Source organism: Terriglobus roseus, from assembly GCF_900105625.1.
In the GTDB taxonomy this organism is placed as follows: Bacteria; Acidobacteriota; Terriglobia; order Terriglobales; family Acidobacteriaceae; genus Terriglobus; species Terriglobus roseus_B.
Genome location: NZ_FNSD01000001.1, coordinates 3,922,177 through 3,938,837, shown reverse-complemented (window position 1 = coordinate 3,938,837; position 16,661 = coordinate 3,922,177). Strand labels below are relative to the sequence as shown.

Below are 16,661 nucleotides of genomic sequence, written 5' to 3'. Positions count from 1 at the left end.
GTGTCGCTTGTGTGCAGCCGACTCTGAGCAGGCTTTCGCCTGTCGGCGAGCGCCGGTACTGTTTCCTTTTCGCACGAAGCGGGCGACACGGGAAGCCTGAAACGTCCGTTCGCCAAAATCCTGTGACGTCAATCAACGGCATCCTCCCGTCGTGCATCACACGCCAGAGCGCACTTTTCTTGGACGCGTATCACTGGAGGTCACACCTGGAAGCCGATAACGAACCCGCAGCATTTCCCTCGCGCCAATTCCGCGAGACACGCAAGCACATCGTCTTTACGATTGCTCTGCTGGTTCTGCTAGGCGTCTTCTGGACGATCCGGCACGTGCTTGGAATCGTCTACCTCTCCGGTCTCTTCGCGGTCGTTCTGAATCCGATCGTTGCTCAGATCGGCAAGATTCGCATCCGCGAAAAGCACCTGCCAAAGGCCGCCGCTGTTGCTGTCCTGATGGTCGTGCTGCTGACCGGCCTGACGCTCTTCTTCTGGATCGGCCTGCCCCCCGTGGTGCGCGACTTCCGCAACTTCCTGACCGATCTGCCGGGTCGTATCCCTGCACTGGTCGGCAAGCTGCATAAGGTCCCCATGGCCGACAAGATCGGCATGGACGATCTGAACAACCAGATCACCGGAACGCTGGGTCACTTCGCATCGTATGTCGTCAGCTCCCTGCCCGTTTGGGCGGAACACCTGCTCGATGTCCTGACAGCTGTGATCCTCACCGTTTACTTCATCCTGGAAGGCGAAGAGGTCTATCAGTTCTTCACGTCGCTGGTGGTTCCTCGTTCGCGGGTACGCCTCGCGAATACGCTGCTGCTCGCCGAGGAACGTGTCTCGCGCTGGCTGTTAGGCCAGTTGGCGCTGATGGCCTGCGTCGCGGTGTACAGCATCATCGCCTTCCGCATCATCAACGTGCGTTACTACATTCTGCTTGGTCTGATGATGGGCCTGACCAACATCATCCCCGTCGCCGGAAACCTGGTAACGATTCTGCTGGTAGCGCTGATCGCGGCAGCGGACAGCTGGGCGAAGTGCGGTCTGGTCTTCGCTGCCTACGGCATCTACGTGCAGTTTGAGAACGCCTTCCTGACGCCTCGCATCATGAAGTCAAGTGTGGACTTGATGGGTGTCACCGTGTTGATCGCGTTGCTCTGCGGTACTGCGATCAGCGGTATACCGGGCGCACTGGTGGCAGTACCCACCGCAGCTGTCATCGTTGTCTTCGCCGATGAGTACCTAGTCCAGCACGAGGATCCGGAACGGCTGTCCGTACTCGATTAGCGGGGTAATCCCACGTCTCGGATCCGAGACGTGGGGCACCCGGCGATGGTGGCATCATTGCTCCTGATCACAGTCTTCCCGCACGGGGATGAAGCTCGCCGCTTACCTTGCTATACTTGATCGTGCACCCCACGCACGGCCAATCACGACAATCAAAAAAAGCGAGGCGGAGATGTCTGCGAAATACATCTTTGTAACGGGCGGCGTTGTGTCTTCGCTCGGTAAAGGACTTGCAGCAGCTTCTATCGGCTGTCTGCTTGAGGCGCGCGGTATTCGCGTCAATCTGATGAAATTTGATCCCTACTTGAATGTGGATCCGGGCACCATGTCGCCCTTTCAGCACGGCGAGGTCTTCGTGACCGACGATGGCGCCGAGACCGATCTGGACATGGGTCATTACGAACGCTTCACGCATGCGAAGCTGTCGCGCGATAACAACCTGACCAGCGGCCGTATCTACGAGCAGGTCATCACGAAGGAGCGTCGCGGCGACTACCTAGGCAAGACCGTCCAGGTGATTCCGCACGTCACCAACGAGATCAAGAACGCTATGCGCAAGGTCGCGGCCGAATGCGATGTCTGCATCGTCGAGATCGGTGGGACCGTCGGCGATATCGAGTCGCTTCCCTTCCTCGAAGCCATTCGCCAGATGCGCCAGGACCTTGGCCGCGACAACACGCTCTTCGTCCACGTGACGCTCGTGCCGTGGATCGCTGCGGCACAGGAGCTGAAGACGAAGCCGACACAGCACTCCGTGAAGGAGATGCTGTCCATTGGTATCCAGCCGGACATCCTGCTCTGCCGTTCGGAGCGTCCGCTGCCCCGCGAGATGCGCGGCAAGATCGCCGCCTTTTGTAATGTGGAAGAGCGCGCCGTCATCGGTGCTCGCGACGTTGCCAGCATCTATGAACTGCCACTTGCCTTTGAGCTGGAGCATGTCGATCAGCTTGTCCTGAACTACCTGCGCATGGACGCGAAGGATGCGGACATGACGAAGTGGAAGGACATCGTTCACCGCGCCTATAACCCCAAGGACGAAGTCCACATCGGCATCGTAGGTAAGTACGTCGAGTACGAGGACAGCTACAAGTCGCTCAAGGAAGCGCTGGTACACGGCGCCCTGCACGCGAACCTCAAGCTCAAGGTCACCTGGATCGAAGCCGAAGGCCTCGAAACAGAAGACCGCAACTACGAGCAGCAGCTCGAAGGCTTCGACGGCATACTCGTCCCGGGAGGCTTCGGCAAACGTGGCATTGAGGGCATGCTCAACGCCATTCGATACGCTCGCGAGGGCAACATTCCCTACTTCGGCATCTGCCTCGGCATGCAGACGGCTTGCATCGAATTCGCCCGCAACGTCTGCGGTCTGCGCGACGCCAACTCCTCCGAGTTCGACATGGCGACACCGCATCGCATCATCTATAAGCTCCGCGAGCTCACCGGCGTGGAAGAGATGGGCGGCACCATGCGTCTGGGTGCGTGGACGTGCGTAATGGAGCCCGACTCGAAGGCTGCTGCCGCCTACGGCACAACCGAGATCAGCGAGCGTCATCGCCATCGCTACGAGTTCAACCGCGAGTACGAGCCAATCCTCGTTGGCGGCGGTCTGCGCCTGACGGGCACCACGCCCGATGCGACGTACGTTGAGATCGTCGAGATTCCCACCCATCCCTACTTCGTCGCATGCCAGTTCCATCCGGAGTTCAAGAGCAAGCCGCTTGAGCCTCATCCGCTGTTCCGCGACTTCGTAGCGGCCAGCTACAAGAACCGCATGAGCCACGGGCGTGCACTGTCGCAGGTGAGCTTCGAAGCCCTGCCACAGTAGGAAGCGACGAATAAGACGAGCAAAAAGGCAGGCTCACCTCGAGCCTGCCTTTTTCGTGTCCTCCTACGACTTCGCCCAGTCTTGAATCGGTCCCGCCCGGGTAAAGTTCTTGCGGCGGAAGCAGCGCCAATCCGCGCGGTGCATCCTAGCCGACATGGCCATTAATCAGACTCCCGACGAAGAACGCGCACGCCAGTATGAGGTCGCGCGTCAGCAGCGCATGACCTACAAAGAAAAACCGCGTAGCCGTGCGGGCGCCATACTCATTGGACTGCTCCTTTTCTTCGCACTCGGTACCGCCGGCGCGGTGTGGCTTCTTCGCCAAGCTGGAACGGACGGCGCAGCCGGCAGGATCGCCGGCTTCCTCATGAGTGGCCGCGAAAGTTTTAACACCAGCGCACCCGATGTGGTGAACCAGATCCAGCGCCTGAACCGGCTCGAGACGGTCAGCTACTCCGTAGACACCGTCGTTGAGGGCAAGCGTACGAATGCTGTGCTGCCAGATCTGCTCTTCGGCGACCGCCTGCTGCTGGTGGTTCATGGCCAGGTCGTCGCCGGTGTCGATCTCTCCAAGCTGAAGCCCGAATCGGTTCAGGTGAGCGGTCGCTCCGTCACGATTGAATTGCCTGCCTCGCAGATCTTCACCACGAAGATCGACAGCACAAAGACAAAGGTTTTCGCGCGAACGACAGGGCTGCTCGTGCAGGCTGATCCGAACCTCGAATCCGACACGCGCTCCACCGCTGAAACACAGATTCTGCAGGCCGCCACAGCAGACGGCATCCTCGACACTGCTCGAAGCAATGCTCGCGGCAGCATGGAAAGCCTGCTGCGTGGTCTTGGGTTTGAGACGGTGACGGTTCGGTAGCGCGTCCGCGACAATGTCTTGAGAGTGAGTGGACCTCTCAGCGGACATGCCTCCGTGAGCCCTGACATTTGCGTGAGCGCTGAAGCAGCTACTCGCCGCGCTGCGTAATCAGATGGCTGTTGGTGACAGGGCAACGCAGCCGTCCCCGGCTGCATTCCAAGCAAAAAAACGGCCCTCCGGGAGGAGGGCCAATCTGCCTTGGTTCTCTCTGCTTAGGAGAGTTGTTTTGACCATCGCTACGACGGTCAATCTTTAAAACAACCGGAAGCTCGTGCGATTTCCGGTTGCGTAACTTATCGGCGAATAACACTCTTTCGCCACAAACTTTGTTCTCCGGTCGGTAGGCGCCGCACCAACTCAGCCAGCTGGTGCGGCACCGGTTTTCCCCGGAGGAGGGAACCTTACTGCAGCGATCCACCGGTGGTGGAGCTTACTGCAACGTTGTGGCTCGACGGTGTGGTGCTCGACACGGTGGAGCCGCCGTCCATGGTTGCGAGGCTGTTGTGGAGCAGTGTCACGCGGACGCCGTTTGCAAGAGTCTTCTCGCCTTCCGGTGTGGACTTGGCGCTCGCCTTACCCATGCCAGAACGATAGATCTTGTAGATCGGCACCTGGTGCTCGGTCACAAGGTAGCGAACTACAGAGTCGGCCATCGCGGTCGATGTTCCTACACCAGCACGGCTGTAGCCCTGGACTTCGATGATGTAGCCCTTTTCGCTGCTCAACTTCGTCGCTACGTCATCCAAATCAGCCTTCGCCTTGGTGCCCAGAGTGGTGCGGCCTTTGGGGAACGCAACCGGTGTGCTGGTCACTGCGGAGTACTGATCCAGGTTGGTCACGGTTCCGTGCAAAGCGTCCGTCCGCGTGCTTGCGGCGGTCGCGGTGCTGTTCGCGGCATCGGCACGATTTCCGGCTTCCGTTGCGTGTGCGTCAGCCATCAGCGCAGCATCGTTCGCCTTCTTGATACCGGCGGTAGCGCGCGAATCGACGTCGCGAATATCATTAGCATTCTTCGCCTGTAGCTGATCCAGCTCGTTGACGCGATCCTTCACGGGATCCATCTGGCGCTTTACCCACTTCTTGCGCGCCAAGGGGTTCATGTGACCCCAGAATCCTTCCTTCGACTGCATCTGGAGCGGGGTGCCAGTTGCGTAAGAACCATTGTCGGTCGCGTCCTGCTTTGCAGCGGGGGCCGTGGTGGTCTGAGTCTGATCGGCAGCGGCTTGCGCATGCGCAGGGATGGCCAGGGCACCAGTCAACAGCAGGGCCGAAACTCCGTAGGTTGCGGTCTTGGTAAAGATATTCTGCTTATTCATAACGGTGTTGCTCCTTCCGGGTCTGCCTGGTCGCTCGCAGCGGAGCGGGCCAAGCTTGTACGCAGATACCAAGAGCAACCGGCGCGCCAAAGTGGATTCGAAGCACTATCCCATTAAAATGAACAACTTAGACTGACCCGAATCAGTGAAACTAGAGTCGGCTGCCACTTAGACAGGAAGATTCTTCCGGACGATGCGGCATTTTTGGACCGGCACGAGTGCGACTACTGCAGCTCGGTATGAACTATCAGGATCGAAGGCGGCTGAACGTTCCAGTTCGCTGGCACCGATTCAAAGATCAACCGGAAGTCGCGATGGTCGCCCGGCTTGATGGGGTCAACTGAGATCGACTGTAGATCAACGTACGGAATGCGGGTTCGAACCAGCGCCACCGGGACTGTCTCAAGATGTGGCGCGCTTCCGTCGGAGGTCGCAAACGTGACCTGCACCTGCGCGTCCGTCAGGGTTTTGGTGCCCGTATTCGTGACCGTACCGTCGACATACGTCGCCTTGCCGCCAGCGCCGTTCGTGGCTTCGGACATGGTGATTCCCGTGATCGGCAGGCTGGCTGCGTACACGTCCGGTTGCAGCGGAGCGCCAGAGTTCACGGGCGTCCGGCGTAGCGTTGCCACGATGGCCACTGCAACGATCAGCAACACCGCGACGGCCGCAATGATCCACGTCTGCGTGGAGACAGTTCGCTCCGGTTCCGGGGTAAGAAAGGGGGTCTGGTTGCCGTCGGCTGTCATCGCTTTGGAGTCTACTACGCTGATTCCTTACCGAACTTTCATGCTTCGGACAGTCGAAATGTGGGACATTCTTCGCATACCCATCCAGACAGGACCTACGCACGTAGGTATAAACAGGCACCCAACTCCAGGAAGGAAGCAGGCCATGGAAGCGACACCCCGATCCCGTGAATGGACCTATCGTGCCTCCGCCTTTGGCTTCGGCATCCTGTTTTTGCTGGGCATACTTACTTTCTGACGCTCGCAGATAGGCTGCTACGAGAAGGAAGCCTTCTTGACCTTCTGGCGGAAGTCTTCCCCTTGCATCTCGACCACAATGCACATCTCCTGCAACCGGGAGCGCATGCGTTCGCCGATCCGGTCGCCCAGGGTTTCCTCACGGAGGGCGCGGGCTGGTCGTTGATTCTCATCACCGACTGCCATCCCCAGAGGCGGCAGATTGGCGTAGTTCGTGGTGATGATAGTGGTCCGCTTGTCGTTATAGCGCGTGTTTAAGATGTGCGCGACCGTATCCCAAACCCAGTCCGTGGGTTTGGAGGCACCAATCTCATCCAGCACGAGAACCTCCGCGTCGAACACCGGCGCCAGCACTTCCAGTTCTGTCGCGGCAACACGCGGGTTATAGCTGTTCTGCACCTGCTTCAGGAGCTCCCGATAGTCGTAGAACAACCCCGTCGCACCACGCTCATCGACTAAGGCCTGCAGGATGCCGACAGCAAGGTGCGTCTTGCCGACCCCGATCGCTCCGGTCAGCAGCAGGCCGCTGCCGTCGTTCATCAGCGGATAGCCATCAACAAACTTGCGGGCGTTCTTCAGAGCTGTACTAAGCGAACGGTGCGACCCTTCGCCGAAATTCGGTTCAAAGGAGTCGAGCGTGCAGTGTTCATACCGTCGCGGAATGCGAGCAAGATTAAGCACCCGTCGCGTGCGTCGCTGAGCCCGGCAGACGCACGGAACTGCTGTTCGACGCCCCGCAGAATCCTCGACTATGCGCATGCCCTGCCCTTCACAGAACTTGCACTGGTCTTCGAGCTCTGCTGCAAGGCCGAGTTGATCCGCTGTACTCACATTGTGATGCTAACGCGATCTGCCTCCTCACCCGCCGTGTGGCGGAGGAGGAGGCAGAGGAAATCGGGTCGATACGCTCACCTTCGAGCCATCCCGGTACGTTTTGCGTTACTGCTTTGCCTCCACTTTACTGCTTTGCCGCCACTACCGCAGCGTCACTCTGCTGCGGCGTTGTAGTGGTGCACACCGGCTGTGCGTCTCCCACCTTTGCCTTGCACTCCTGGTAAGCAATCACTTCCCCTTTGTGGTCAAGGCAGGTCGTCGAAGTAGCCGCACCGGAGCGGTTGCTCCAGATCTGACCTGCAGTGAAGCAGGCCTGCACACGCGGCAATCTTGCCTTCACCATGGTCACGTTGCCGATGGTGCTGAAATCCATGGGAAACGGAACGGTCGCGGGTTTGGCCACAACGGAATCGACGCGGACGATCGCTGTCACATGGTGCTCAGCTTTATCGCCCAGCGGAGTATTGGTGGAAGGAACAACGAATCCGGGACCGGCGACAGCGCAGTTGGCGTCCACCTGCGCCTGCGAGACGGGATTGCCGGTCGGATCCGTGGCACAGGGCTGGGTGCCACCGGTGTGGTTCTGGGTTCCCGGAGGCGTCGCCTGGCCGGAGGGGGTAGTCTGCGCCCCAGCCAGTACCGCAACACTGAGTGCGCTAAATGCAACGAGAACGCGTCCTGCTTGCTTCATCATGGTGCGAACCTCTCTTCGGATCGGAATTGTAGGCCACGCGCACCGGCGTTGCACAGCCGCCGGCCTTGGCGATCCAAACTTGAAAGCTTGAGATAGCCGAAGTGGAGTCCGTGATGCCTGCGACCCAGATTTAGAGCGCGCCGGCGGCTCCCATTGCGGACGGTGGCGGACCGGGATAGAATAGGAAATGCGCCGGATTGCTGGAAAGCAAGCCGCCAGGGCAAAGCGACGGGAACATCGATGTGGCGTGAGTCTGACCGCTGCAAGCGAACCGTGAGCCAGATGCGCGGACTTCTGCAAGGAAGCCCAACCTCCCAAAGAATCGAGATCCAATGCCGAAGCAAGGAATTCACCCGAACTACGTCGCAACCAACGTCAAGTGCGCCTGCGGTACGACTTTTGAGACCCGCTCCACGCACAAGGGCGACATCCTGCTGGAAATCTGCAGCGCCTGCCACCCCTTCTTCACGGGTAAGAGCAAGGTTATGGACACCGCCGGCCGTATCGAGCGCTTCAAGCGCAAGTTCGCCAAGAGCGATTCGTCCGTCGCCGCAGCCAAGTAACCGCAACAACGCTTTAACAGGAAAGAGCCTCCGGGATCCGGGGGCTCTTCTTGTGTCAGGGTTAGAGAAACAAGATGAAGAAAGAGTGGGTGTACATTCCGACCGCGATCGCTAACAACGTTCCCGTTGCCACGTCGTCCGCTGTGCCTGCCGAATTCACGATCGGCAACGTGCGCATCGCGCCGGCGACCGTTCTTGCGCCCATGGCCGGCGTAACGGACACCGTCTTCCGCCGCTTCATCAAGAATGCTTCCCTCTTCTCCAGCAACAGCACCAGCGATAACGTCGACCAGGCGGCCACCAATCAGCAGTCGGGCTGCGGCCTCATCATGACGGAGTTCACCTCCGCCGACGGCCTCTCCCGCATGCGCGAGGTCAAGCGCAAGCGCTACCTGACCTACTACGACGACGAACACCCGATCTCCGCGCAGATCTTCGGATCGAACCCGGAGACGCTCGCCGACAGCGCACGCATCTGCCAGGACGCAGGCTTCGACATCGTCGATCTGAACCTCGGCTGTCCTGCGAAGCGCGTCGTAGCCTGCAACGGTGGCAGCGGACTGCTGCGCGATCTGCCGCACATCCAGACGATCTTTGAAGCCGTTCGCGCTGCCGTCACGATTCCCTTCACCGTGAAGTTTCGCCTGGGCTGGAACGAGAAGTCTCTCGTCTGCGTGCCGCTGGCGAAGATGGCCGAGGACTGTGGCCTGAACGCCGTCGCACTCCACGCCCGCACCCGCGAGCAGGGCTACACCGGCAACGCACGCTGGGAGTTCATCGCTGCCGTCAAGGATGCCGTGAAGATTCCCGTCATCGGCAACGGCGACGTCCGCACGCCCGAAGATGCCGCCAACATGATCGAACTGACCGGCTGCGACGCCGTCATGATCGGACGCGCCGCGCCTGCAAATCCGTGGATCTTCCGCCAGATCGCGCAGTACACCGCCAGTAAGGCCGCAACGGGTGCAGGCACCTATGACATCGCCACTGAGCAGGATCGTTACCGCATGATCCGCACCTACTTCACCATGCTCTTCGCAGAGATGGAGCAGGAGCATCCGGAGATCGGCGACCTGCCGCACATCGAAGATCTCGAAGCACTCTCGCCGTACGATCTGTCCGAGTACAACAAACTCCGTAACAAGAAGCGCGACCGCGAGTCCGCACGCCGCGATGTGATCGGCAAGATGAAGCAGTTCGCCAGCTGGTTCACCCACGGCGTCCCCGGCGGAGCAACGTTGCGCCGCAGCATCTTCGAAAGCAAGCAGGGTGAGCAGGTGATGGATGCCGTCGACCGCTTCTTCAACACCGACCCAGCTCAGCGCATCATCAGCACGAGTGATCTGCAGCCAGCCGCCTTCGCGGATTACCAGGACAGCTAGTCAAGCGGCGACTCGGGCGACCCGCCGTCGGGAAACTCAGAGTCCGTCGCAGGATGGGCACCGCGGAGAAACTCGAACCCTCCCTTCTCTCTACAATTCTCTTTATATCTCCAGCTGTGTCCCTTGATTGCCTGGGTGCTGCGCAGTTTGTTCAAGCTGAAGCCAAAAGATCGCCGCGCAAATAGAACACACGTTCGCGTGATTTTCTACTCTCTCGGCATGTCTGTCACGTGCATCGCATGCACGTCTCGCTATACTTCCTTGGTTCGCACTTCGCGCGATCGAAGCGTCGCGGACGATTCAAGCTTCCGGAGTCAAACACCATGGCCTTTCCCGAAATCTACGCAGCCGATCCGGAACGCTACAAAGCCGCGCAGTTTCGCCGTTGCGGTAAGAGCGGCATCCAACTGCCGCTCATCTCCCTTGGCCTGTGGCAGAACTTCGGTGGCGCCGATGTATTCGAGACAAGCCGCGCAACACTTCGACGCGCATTCGATCGTGGCGTGACGCACTTCGATCTGGCGAATAACTACGGGCCGCCCTACGGCTCGGCTGAGGAGAACTTCGGCAAGGTACTGCGTACCGACTTCGCAGCGCATCGTGATGAGTTGATCATCAGCAGCAAAGCCGGCTGGGACATGTGGCCGGGACCATACGGCATTGGCGCGTCGAAGAAGTACTTGGTGTCATCTCTCGACCAGTCTCTGAAGCGGATGGGCCTCGAATACGTCGACATCTTCTACACGCACCGCCCGGACTTCGAGACGCCGATGGAAGAGACCGCGAGTGCGCTGGCGCAGATCGTACGTCAGGGTAAGGCGCTGTACATCGGCATCTCGTCCTACTCGCCGGATCGCACGCGGATCATGAGCGACCTGCTTGCGGCAGAAGGCGTAAAACTCTTGATTCATCAACCCTCGTACTCGATGTTGAATCGATTCATTGAGCAGGGCCTCCTCGACACGTTGAGCGACCTGGGTGTGGGCTGCATCGCGTTCTCGCCGCTGGCGCAGGGCCTTTTGACCGACAAGTATCTGAACCCGGGCGCAGACAAAACCCGAGTGAACAGCGGCGATGGAAGCTTCAGTGAAAAGCTGCTGAGCGAGAAGAATCTCGCCAACGTCCGCGCACTCAACGAGATCGCAAAGCAGCGCGGCCAATCCCTTGCGCAGATGGCGATTGCATGGGCGCTGCGTGATGAGCGTGTGACTACCGCACTCATTGGCGCACGCAACGTCCAGCAACTCGACGACTCTCTGGACGCGCTGAAAAACCTTGCGTTCTCGAAGGACGAGCTTACGGAGATTGACAAGTACGCCGTCGATACTCCGGAGATCGACCTGTGGCGCAGCGTTAGCAGCCGCTGACTCTCACCACCAAAGCCTGCAATCCTGAGCGGAGTCAGTGGCCCGGCGACCGCTTCCGCGTAATCACCTTCACACCATCGCGCCACTTCTCATTCAGCCCGAGCAAGGTCCATTCCACCTGCGGCTTCAGATAGCGCAGGACTGTCTCCGTCGCGGGATGGATGCGCAGCGATGGCGCGACTAAAAAGAGCCGGGGTGGATCTTCGCTGAGACGAAGACCGGGGAAGTATCCGTGCCTCTGAAAGGTGCCGATGCCGGTTGAGGCATCAATGGTCTGCGTGTGGTGCCATCGCACGCGCAGCCAATAATCCAGCCCCTGCAGTGCAAAGTGCATGTCCTCGTGCGCTTTCAGTTCCAGCACTGCAAGGCGACCGTCATGACTGACGGTCAGCAGATCGAGCATGCCGCGGTCACTGGCCTGGAACGCGGGCACCTGTGCGTAGACGTAGTCAGTGTTGAAGCGCGCAAGACTTTCCTGACCATCGGTCAGCGGGCCAATGTTGGCGCGCAGTTCCGATTCAAGCCACGCCTCCGGCTGCATGCGGTAGAGTGGGTCTTTCTGTGATCCGCCCTTTCTGCGGCGAGCAAACAAGCGCTCCACGAACTCACGGATCATCGGCTCACTGCCTGGATCCAGTGGACTTTCCTGAACGCCGGCACCGAAGCTGATCTCCGAAGTCTGCGCGAAGGAATTCGCCGAGACTCTCTGCCGGATCCGCGCAAACTCGAGGCCGTGCAAGAGCAGTGCAAGCTCAGTGGACGAACGCAACCGCTGCTCAACGCGAGTTTGGTCCGCGATCGGGACCATGGCCATTGCCTGTAGCAGCGGCACGGAGAACCGCTCTGTTGCGGCCGCGGTGTTGGGTGCATGAAGCAGCCTCGTGATCAGGTTGCCGGTGTCTGCGGCGTCGCGCTCCATTAACTCTTCTGTCCGCTGGTCGAGTTCGAATAACTCCCACCGCGCCGCATCCTCTCGTAACCACGCCATCCTTGCCAGTGTTGTCGAAGCCGTTCCTCTCGGTACAACGATGCGCAACCCGCTCAAGAGACGTCTGCCGTCCGCCTGCTCTCGGCAGAGACCCAGCCAGAGCAGGCCGACCGTCAGCACACCATCAATCGTTGCTTGCGACTCTTCTGCGTTGACGCCGACGACAGCCCAGGCCTTCTGCCCTTGCTGCAGCACGCCACGCGCATACGCAGGCCCAAAGGATTGCTCGAGGTCCATCGCGATGCGAAAGTCGTCAGCCTTCCAGTCGGGGTAGGAACGCAGCAGCACCCGCTCCAGCGTGGCAGCGTAGCGACGGCGTGTAGTATCTCGCGCAGTGGGTGTGCGACGGTCGGGCTGCGCCACCAGTTCCAATATCTGTGGTTTGCTCTGACCGAAGCGGAGCGTCTGCAGCTTCAGCGTGTCTTTGCGCGTGGAGAAGCCGCTGACACGTCGCACCATATTGCGGTCTTCACTCCACAGGTGCAGCGTGCAACGGCCATGCTCCTGCGAGATGCTGTACCGCGACTCACGCATGTCGAACAGCACGCGGCCATCGTCAAGCAAAACTGCCCTGCTATGGTCTGCGAGGAATTCTTCCAGGGCATGCGCAACCTCGGCTGGGGTCTGCTCTGAAACCCCGGCCGAGTGCGCCGGCATTACCAGCCCTTCGCGGATCGGAGCGTCGTAATGTGTGCCACATGGTGCCTGCTATGCCACGCGTAGAGAAGTGCGACCGTTTCCAGCGACAAGGCGCCGTTCTCAGGATGCACATAGGTTCGCTGCCACTGCTTGGCCGATAGCGAACGCAGCAGCATCAGCAGGCGCGCATGCAGCGCTTCCAGCAAGTCCAGAGACCACTCAATCGGCGCATCGTACCCATCGTGAAGCATGGCCCACTCTGCCTCGTCGTAGGGCTTGATCGTCGGCGAAGCTTCGGTCAGAGCGAGTTTGATGCGCACATAACAGTTCATGTGCGAGTCCGCGATATGGTGTACCAACTGCCGCACCGTCCACCCGCCCTCACGATAAGGTGTGTCCAGTTGCTCGGCTCGAAGCCCGTGCACCGCGGTGAGAAGGCTTTGAGGCAGTTCGCCCAGCGTTAGCAGCGCATCAGATAAGGCAGCAGCGCTGATCTCTTCGGGCCGCTTGAATGGGCCAATGGGATAGCGCAGGTCGGCCGGTGCAGCGACCGGCGGGCGGGCTGTTCTCATGCTCCCCAACCTAGCACAGCACTCCGAAAAAACGGCCGAAAAAGACGAGCGGTAGAATGAGGAGTACATGAGTCGTCCGGCCACCCTGGCAGCCCCCACATCTCAAAGTTTCTTTCGCGACCGGTTCGCCGTCGACGCCCCCCTGGTCGAGCGCTGCTTGGCTGCGGCGCTCAGCGAGGGCGGGGATTTCGCCGAGTTGTATTTCGAATCGGTGACTTCAAGCTCTATCGGCATCGACGAGGGCATCGTTAAATCTGCGAGTCAGGGCCATAGCACCGGTTGTGGCGTGCGTGTGCTGATCGGCGAACGGACCGGCTATAGCTACACCGATTCTCTTGAAGAAGATCGCCTGATCCACGCAGCAAAGACCGCGGCACTGATCGCCAGCGGCCCCGCGACAACACGCGTGCAGGGCTTCGTCGAGACGGAAGTGCACAACCTCTATCCCGTCGTCGGACTGGATGCGGAGATCACCGCGAAGCTTGCTCTGGTGCAGCGCGCGGACAAGGCTGCACGCGCGTATGACCCACGCATCACGCAGGTGCGAGCGGGTTTCAATGATGAATTGCGGCGCATCTTCATCGCTGCCAGCGACGGAACATGGGCTGCCGACACGCAGCCGCTCAGCCGCTTCAGCGTCTCCGTGATCGCTAAGGATGCCACTGCCGACGGAGGCAAGGGTGCGACCGCGCGCGGATCCGGCGGTGGTGGCGGACGCGTAACGCTGGACTACTATGCGGCGCATCACTCGCCGGAACACTTCGCTGCAGAGGCTGCTCGCCAGGCCATTCTCCAGCTGAACGCGATCGAAGCGCCCGCGGGCGAGACGGAAGTCGTTCTGGGTCCCGGCTGGCCGGGCGTCCTGATTCATGAGGCCGTAGGTCACGGCCTGGAGGCCGACTTCAATCGGAAGAAGCAGTCAGCCTTTGCGGGCCTGATGGGCCAGCGCGTTGCGACCGATAAGGTAACGGTCGTAGACAACGGCACCATCGCCAACCGCCGCGGCAGCCTGAATGTGGATGACGAAGGCACGCCGACGCAGAACAATGTGCTGATCGAGAAGGGCATCCTGCGGCAATACATGAGCGATAAGCTCTCCGCAAAGCTGATGGGACTGTCACGAACAGGCAGCGGTCGCCGCGAAAGTTACGCCAGCGTACCGATGCCGCGCATGACCAACACCTACATGCTCGCGGGTGAGGATGAGCCCCAGGACATACTTCGCAGCGTCAAGAAGGGCGTGTACGCCGTCAATTTCAGCGGCGGCTCAGTAGACATTACGAATGGAAAATTCGTCTTTGCGGCCAGCGAAGCATACCTTATAGAAGACGGCAAGATTACGGCGCCGGTAAAAGGCGCCATGTTGATCGGCAACGGACCGGAAGCATTGCAGTACGTCAGCATGGTCGGGCATGATCTTTCGCTCGATGAAGGCATCGGCACCTGCGGCAAACGCGGACAGGGAGTACCGGTGGGAGTCGGCATGCCGACGGTAAAACTCGACAAGATGACGGTTGGCGGAACGGGGCGATAACCATGGCAACAGTAAAGGCAGCGAAGGCACCGGGCGAAAAGATTTTTGAATGTGAAGTAAAACGGCGTCGTGTCTCAGCGCGTGGCGGCTATGAGCCCTTCTGGAAGGTCAAGAATGTCGCCGAGGCTCTCGTCGACGGCGATACCGAGTTCCGCTGCAAGGATTGCCACGGTAGCCTGAAGATGCACAAACAGCGCATCGCCGGCGGCCCTGGCGCCTACGTGGAGCACGCCTCGAAGCATGACGCAGAGTACTGCCCCGGCACCATGCACTTCCAGGCAGCCACGGATGGACGCGAAATGCGCTTCTCTGGAACACCGGTGCGATAGAGGCATCATGCGCACGGCAGCCACACCCGCAACAGACCTGAAGACACTCGCCACAGAACTGGTCGACCGCGCCTTGAGCGCGGGTGCGACCGATGCTGAAGCAGTCGTCTTCGAAGGCGACGAGTTCTACACCAAGGTGCGCCTGGGCCAGGTGGAAACGCTCACCGAGTCGACCTCACGTGCGATCGGCCTGCGCGTCTTCAACGGGCTGCGCACTGCCAGCACTTCGACAAACGATCTTAGCGAGGATTCGCTGAAGCAACTCGTCCGCGGCGCGGTGGAGTTGTCGAAGATCACTGAAGAGGATCCATTCGCAGGCCTGCCGGATGCGACCGAGTACTCAACTGTTCGCAATAGCGATCATCTCGGCATCTACTTCGACGATGTCTATCAGCTGCCGGCGGAAGAGCGTATCGCAATGGCTCGTGCGACGGAAGCCGCGGCGATGGCGACAGATGTACGCATTCAAAACAGCGATGGCGGCACCTTCAGCGCATCGACTTCGCACAAGGCGATGGCAAACTCGCGAGGATTTGCCGGCGAGTATCGCAAGAGCTATTGCGGCATCGGCACTACGCCTATTGCGCAGGACGCCAGCGGCATGCAGCGCGATGGCTGGGGCAGCGGTGCGCGTACCCTGCGCAGACTGGAATCACCCGAAGCGGTCGGTGCAGAAGCAGCGAAACGCGCGCTGCGCAGACTGGGAGCACGTCGTGTGCCGACGCAGCGTGGAGCATCGATGGTCTTCTCGCGCGAGATTGCACGCGGCATCATCGGCGACATCTTCGACGCGGTGAATGGTGACGCGATCTATCGCAAGGCGTCGATGTTCGAAGGGATGCTGGGCGAGCAGGTTGCGAGCCCGCTGGTCACCGTAGTCGACGACGGCACCATGATGCTCGAGGACTGGCTCGGCGGCTTCGGCACCCTGCCCTACGATGGCGATGGCCTGCCCATGCGGCGCAAGGTGATCGTCGACAAAGGCATCCTGCAAACGTACGTTACGAACACCTACACGTCGCGCAAGCTCGGAACGAAGAGCACGGGGAACGCATCGCGTGGCTTGGCTGGCGCACCCGGCATCGGCAGCGGCAACTTCTATCTCGAGGCAGGCACGCAGACACCGCGCGAAATTATCGCGGATGTGCAGACCGGTCTCTATGTCACGGAAGTGCTGGGCAGCGGCGTCAACCTGGTGACGGGTGATTACTCTCAAGGCGCCAGCGGTATCTGGATCGAGAATGGCGTCTTCACCGGCGCTGTCGAAGAGATCACCATCGCTGGCAATCTGAAGGACATGTACAAGAACATCGTCGCCGTCGGGAATGACCTTATCTTCCGGGGTTCCGCGGCTTCGCCTTGCATCCGCATCGATGGCATGACCATCGCCGGCTCCTGAACGACTCTCGACACAGACAGCTCAAGTTAATTTGTGTGGAACTGGCTTTAGCCATGTCTTCGATCCGTGAGCAGATTGGGGCGTG

The 16,661-nt window shown here is 60.1% G+C and carries 15 protein-coding genes; 9 read left to right on the top strand and 6 right to left on the bottom strand.

Features of this window, described 5'->3' with window-relative positions; translation table 11 throughout:
- Nucleotides 1-122 precede the first annotated feature (122 nt).
- The 3 genes from BLW03_RS16470 to BLW03_RS16460 all read left to right on the top strand — a co-directional run bounded on the left by BLW03_RS16470 (nt 123) and on the right by BLW03_RS16460 (nt 3,973).
- Nucleotides 123-1,280: an AI-2E family transporter gene (locus BLW03_RS16470; protein WP_244502123.1), complete on the top strand. Its 1,158-nt coding sequence runs from the start codon at nt 123-125 to the stop codon at nt 1,278-1,280.
- Between the two features lie 172 nt (nt 1,281-1,452).
- A complete protein-coding gene (locus tag BLW03_RS16465) occupies nt 1,453-3,105 on the top strand; it encodes a CTP synthase (RefSeq protein ID WP_074655136.1) in 1,653 nt (550 codons plus the stop codon).
- A 154-nt stretch (nt 3,106-3,259) separates the two neighbouring features.
- Nucleotides 3,260-3,973: a DUF4230 domain-containing protein gene (locus tag BLW03_RS16460; protein ID WP_074655135.1), complete on the top strand. Its 714-nt coding sequence runs from the start codon at nt 3,260-3,262 to the stop codon at nt 3,971-3,973.
- Nucleotides 3,974-4,374: 401 nt separating this feature from the next.
- Here the strand turns inward: BLW03_RS16460 and BLW03_RS16455 are convergent, their stop codons facing one another.
- The 4 genes from BLW03_RS16455 to BLW03_RS16440 form a co-directional block, all read right to left on the bottom strand.
- A complete protein-coding gene (locus tag BLW03_RS16455) occupies nt 4,375-5,289 on the bottom strand; it encodes an OmpA family protein (protein ID WP_074655134.1) in 915 nt (304 codons plus the stop codon).
- Between the two features lie 224 nt (nt 5,290-5,513).
- Nucleotides 5,514-6,038: a DUF2393 family protein gene (locus tag BLW03_RS16450; RefSeq protein WP_074655133.1), complete on the bottom strand. Its 525-nt coding sequence runs from the start codon at nt 6,036-6,038 to the stop codon at nt 5,514-5,516.
- 255 nt (nt 6,039-6,293) lie between these two features.
- Nucleotides 6,294-7,034, bottom strand: a complete 741-nt coding sequence (locus tag BLW03_RS16445) for an ATP-binding protein (protein WP_074656079.1) — start codon at nt 7,032-7,034, stop codon at nt 6,294-6,296.
- A gap of 199 nt (nt 7,035-7,233) precedes the next feature.
- Nucleotides 7,234-7,803, bottom strand: coding sequence for a hypothetical protein (locus tag BLW03_RS16440; RefSeq protein WP_074655132.1), 570 nt, complete (start codon nt 7,801-7,803; stop codon nt 7,234-7,236).
- 332 nt (nt 7,804-8,135) lie between these two features.
- On the opposite strand from BLW03_RS16440, the gene rpmE reads away from it, so the two are divergent.
- The 3 genes from rpmE to mgrA all read left to right on the top strand — a co-directional run bounded on the left by rpmE (nt 8,136) and on the right by mgrA (nt 11,115).
- The gene (rpmE, locus tag BLW03_RS16435; protein WP_074655131.1) at nt 8,136-8,366 is read left to right on the top strand and encodes a 50S ribosomal protein L31; all 231 of its coding nucleotides are present in this window, start codon (nt 8,136-8,138) and stop codon (nt 8,364-8,366) included.
- Between the two features lie 74 nt (nt 8,367-8,440).
- Nucleotides 8,441-9,748 carry a tRNA dihydrouridine synthase gene (locus BLW03_RS16430; RefSeq protein WP_074655130.1) on the top strand — a complete coding sequence of 436 codons (1,308 nt, stop codon included), beginning with the start codon at nt 8,441-8,443 and terminating at the stop codon, nt 9,746-9,748.
- A gap of 323 nt (nt 9,749-10,071) precedes the next feature.
- Nucleotides 10,072-11,115, top strand: coding sequence for an L-glyceraldehyde 3-phosphate reductase (gene mgrA, locus BLW03_RS16425; RefSeq protein ID WP_074656078.1), 1,044 nt, complete (start codon nt 10,072-10,074; stop codon nt 11,113-11,115).
- Nucleotides 11,116-11,149: 34 nt separating this feature from the next.
- Here mgrA and BLW03_RS16420 read toward each other — a convergent pair whose 3' ends face one another.
- Nucleotides 11,150-12,760, bottom strand: a complete 1,611-nt coding sequence (locus BLW03_RS16420; protein ID WP_074655129.1) for a hypothetical protein — start codon at nt 12,758-12,760, stop codon at nt 11,150-11,152.
- Entirely contained in the window at nt 12,760-13,314 is a 555-nt protein-coding gene (locus tag BLW03_RS16415; RefSeq protein WP_074655128.1) for a YfiT family bacillithiol transferase, read from the bottom strand. The genes BLW03_RS16420 and BLW03_RS16415 overlap by 1 nt, the downstream gene beginning before the upstream one ends.
- A gap of 67 nt (nt 13,315-13,381) precedes the next feature.
- Between BLW03_RS16415 and tldD the strand changes: the two genes are divergently transcribed.
- From tldD to BLW03_RS16400, 3 genes are read left to right on the top strand one after another with little or no spacing between them, the layout of a single operon-like run.
- Nucleotides 13,382-14,848, top strand: coding sequence for a metalloprotease TldD (gene tldD, locus BLW03_RS16410; RefSeq protein ID WP_074655127.1), 1,467 nt, complete (start codon nt 13,382-13,384; stop codon nt 14,846-14,848).
- A gap of 2 nt (nt 14,849-14,850) precedes the next feature.
- Nucleotides 14,851-15,177 carry a hypothetical protein gene (locus BLW03_RS16405; RefSeq protein WP_074655126.1) on the top strand — a complete coding sequence of 109 codons (327 nt, stop codon included), beginning with the start codon at nt 14,851-14,853 and terminating at the stop codon, nt 15,175-15,177.
- A gap of 7 nt (nt 15,178-15,184) precedes the next feature.
- On the top strand, nt 15,185-16,576 hold the full coding sequence (locus BLW03_RS16400) for a TldD/PmbA family protein (protein ID WP_074655125.1): 1,392 nt from the start codon (nt 15,185-15,187) through the stop codon (nt 16,574-16,576).
- Nucleotides 16,577-16,661 lie beyond the last annotated feature (85 nt).

Excerpts from the sequence above, each read along its gene's own strand:
- BLW03_RS16420 (WP_074655129.1), bottom strand. The coding sequence starts at position 12,760 with ATGCCGGCGCACTCGGCCGGGGTTTCAGAGCAGACCCCAGCCGAGGTT.
- BLW03_RS16430 (WP_074655130.1), top strand. The coding sequence starts at position 8,441 with ATGAAGAAAGAGTGGGTGTACATTCCGACCGCGATCGCTAACAACGTT.
- rpmE (WP_074655131.1), top strand. The coding sequence starts at position 8,136 with ATGCCGAAGCAAGGAATTCACCCGAACTACGTCGCAACCAACGTCAAG.
- BLW03_RS16405 (WP_074655126.1), top strand. The coding sequence starts at position 14,851 with ATGGCAACAGTAAAGGCAGCGAAGGCACCGGGCGAAAAGATTTTTGAA.
- BLW03_RS16445 (WP_074656079.1), bottom strand. The coding sequence starts at position 7,034 with ATGCGCATAGTCGAGGATTCTGCGGGGCGTCGAACAGCAGTTCCGTGC.
- BLW03_RS16460 (WP_074655135.1), top strand. The coding sequence starts at position 3,260 with ATGGCCATTAATCAGACTCCCGACGAAGAACGCGCACGCCAGTATGAG.
- BLW03_RS16455 (WP_074655134.1), bottom strand. The coding sequence starts at position 5,289 with ATGAATAAGCAGAATATCTTTACCAAGACCGCAACCTACGGAGTTTCG.
- BLW03_RS16415 (WP_074655128.1), bottom strand. The coding sequence starts at position 13,314 with ATGAGAACAGCCCGCCCGCCGGTCGCTGCACCGGCCGACCTGCGCTAT.
- BLW03_RS16440 (WP_074655132.1), bottom strand. The coding sequence starts at position 7,803 with ATGATGAAGCAAGCAGGACGCGTTCTCGTTGCATTTAGCGCACTCAGT.
- tldD (WP_074655127.1), top strand. The coding sequence starts at position 13,382 with ATGAGTCGTCCGGCCACCCTGGCAGCCCCCACATCTCAAAGTTTCTTT.
- BLW03_RS16465 (WP_074655136.1), top strand. The coding sequence starts at position 1,453 with ATGTCTGCGAAATACATCTTTGTAACGGGCGGCGTTGTGTCTTCGCTC.
- BLW03_RS16450 (WP_074655133.1), bottom strand. The coding sequence starts at position 6,038 with ATGACAGCCGACGGCAACCAGACCCCCTTTCTTACCCCGGAACCGGAG.
- BLW03_RS16400 (WP_074655125.1), top strand. The coding sequence starts at position 15,185 with ATGCGCACGGCAGCCACACCCGCAACAGACCTGAAGACACTCGCCACA.
- mgrA (WP_074656078.1), top strand. The coding sequence starts at position 10,072 with ATGGCCTTTCCCGAAATCTACGCAGCCGATCCGGAACGCTACAAAGCC.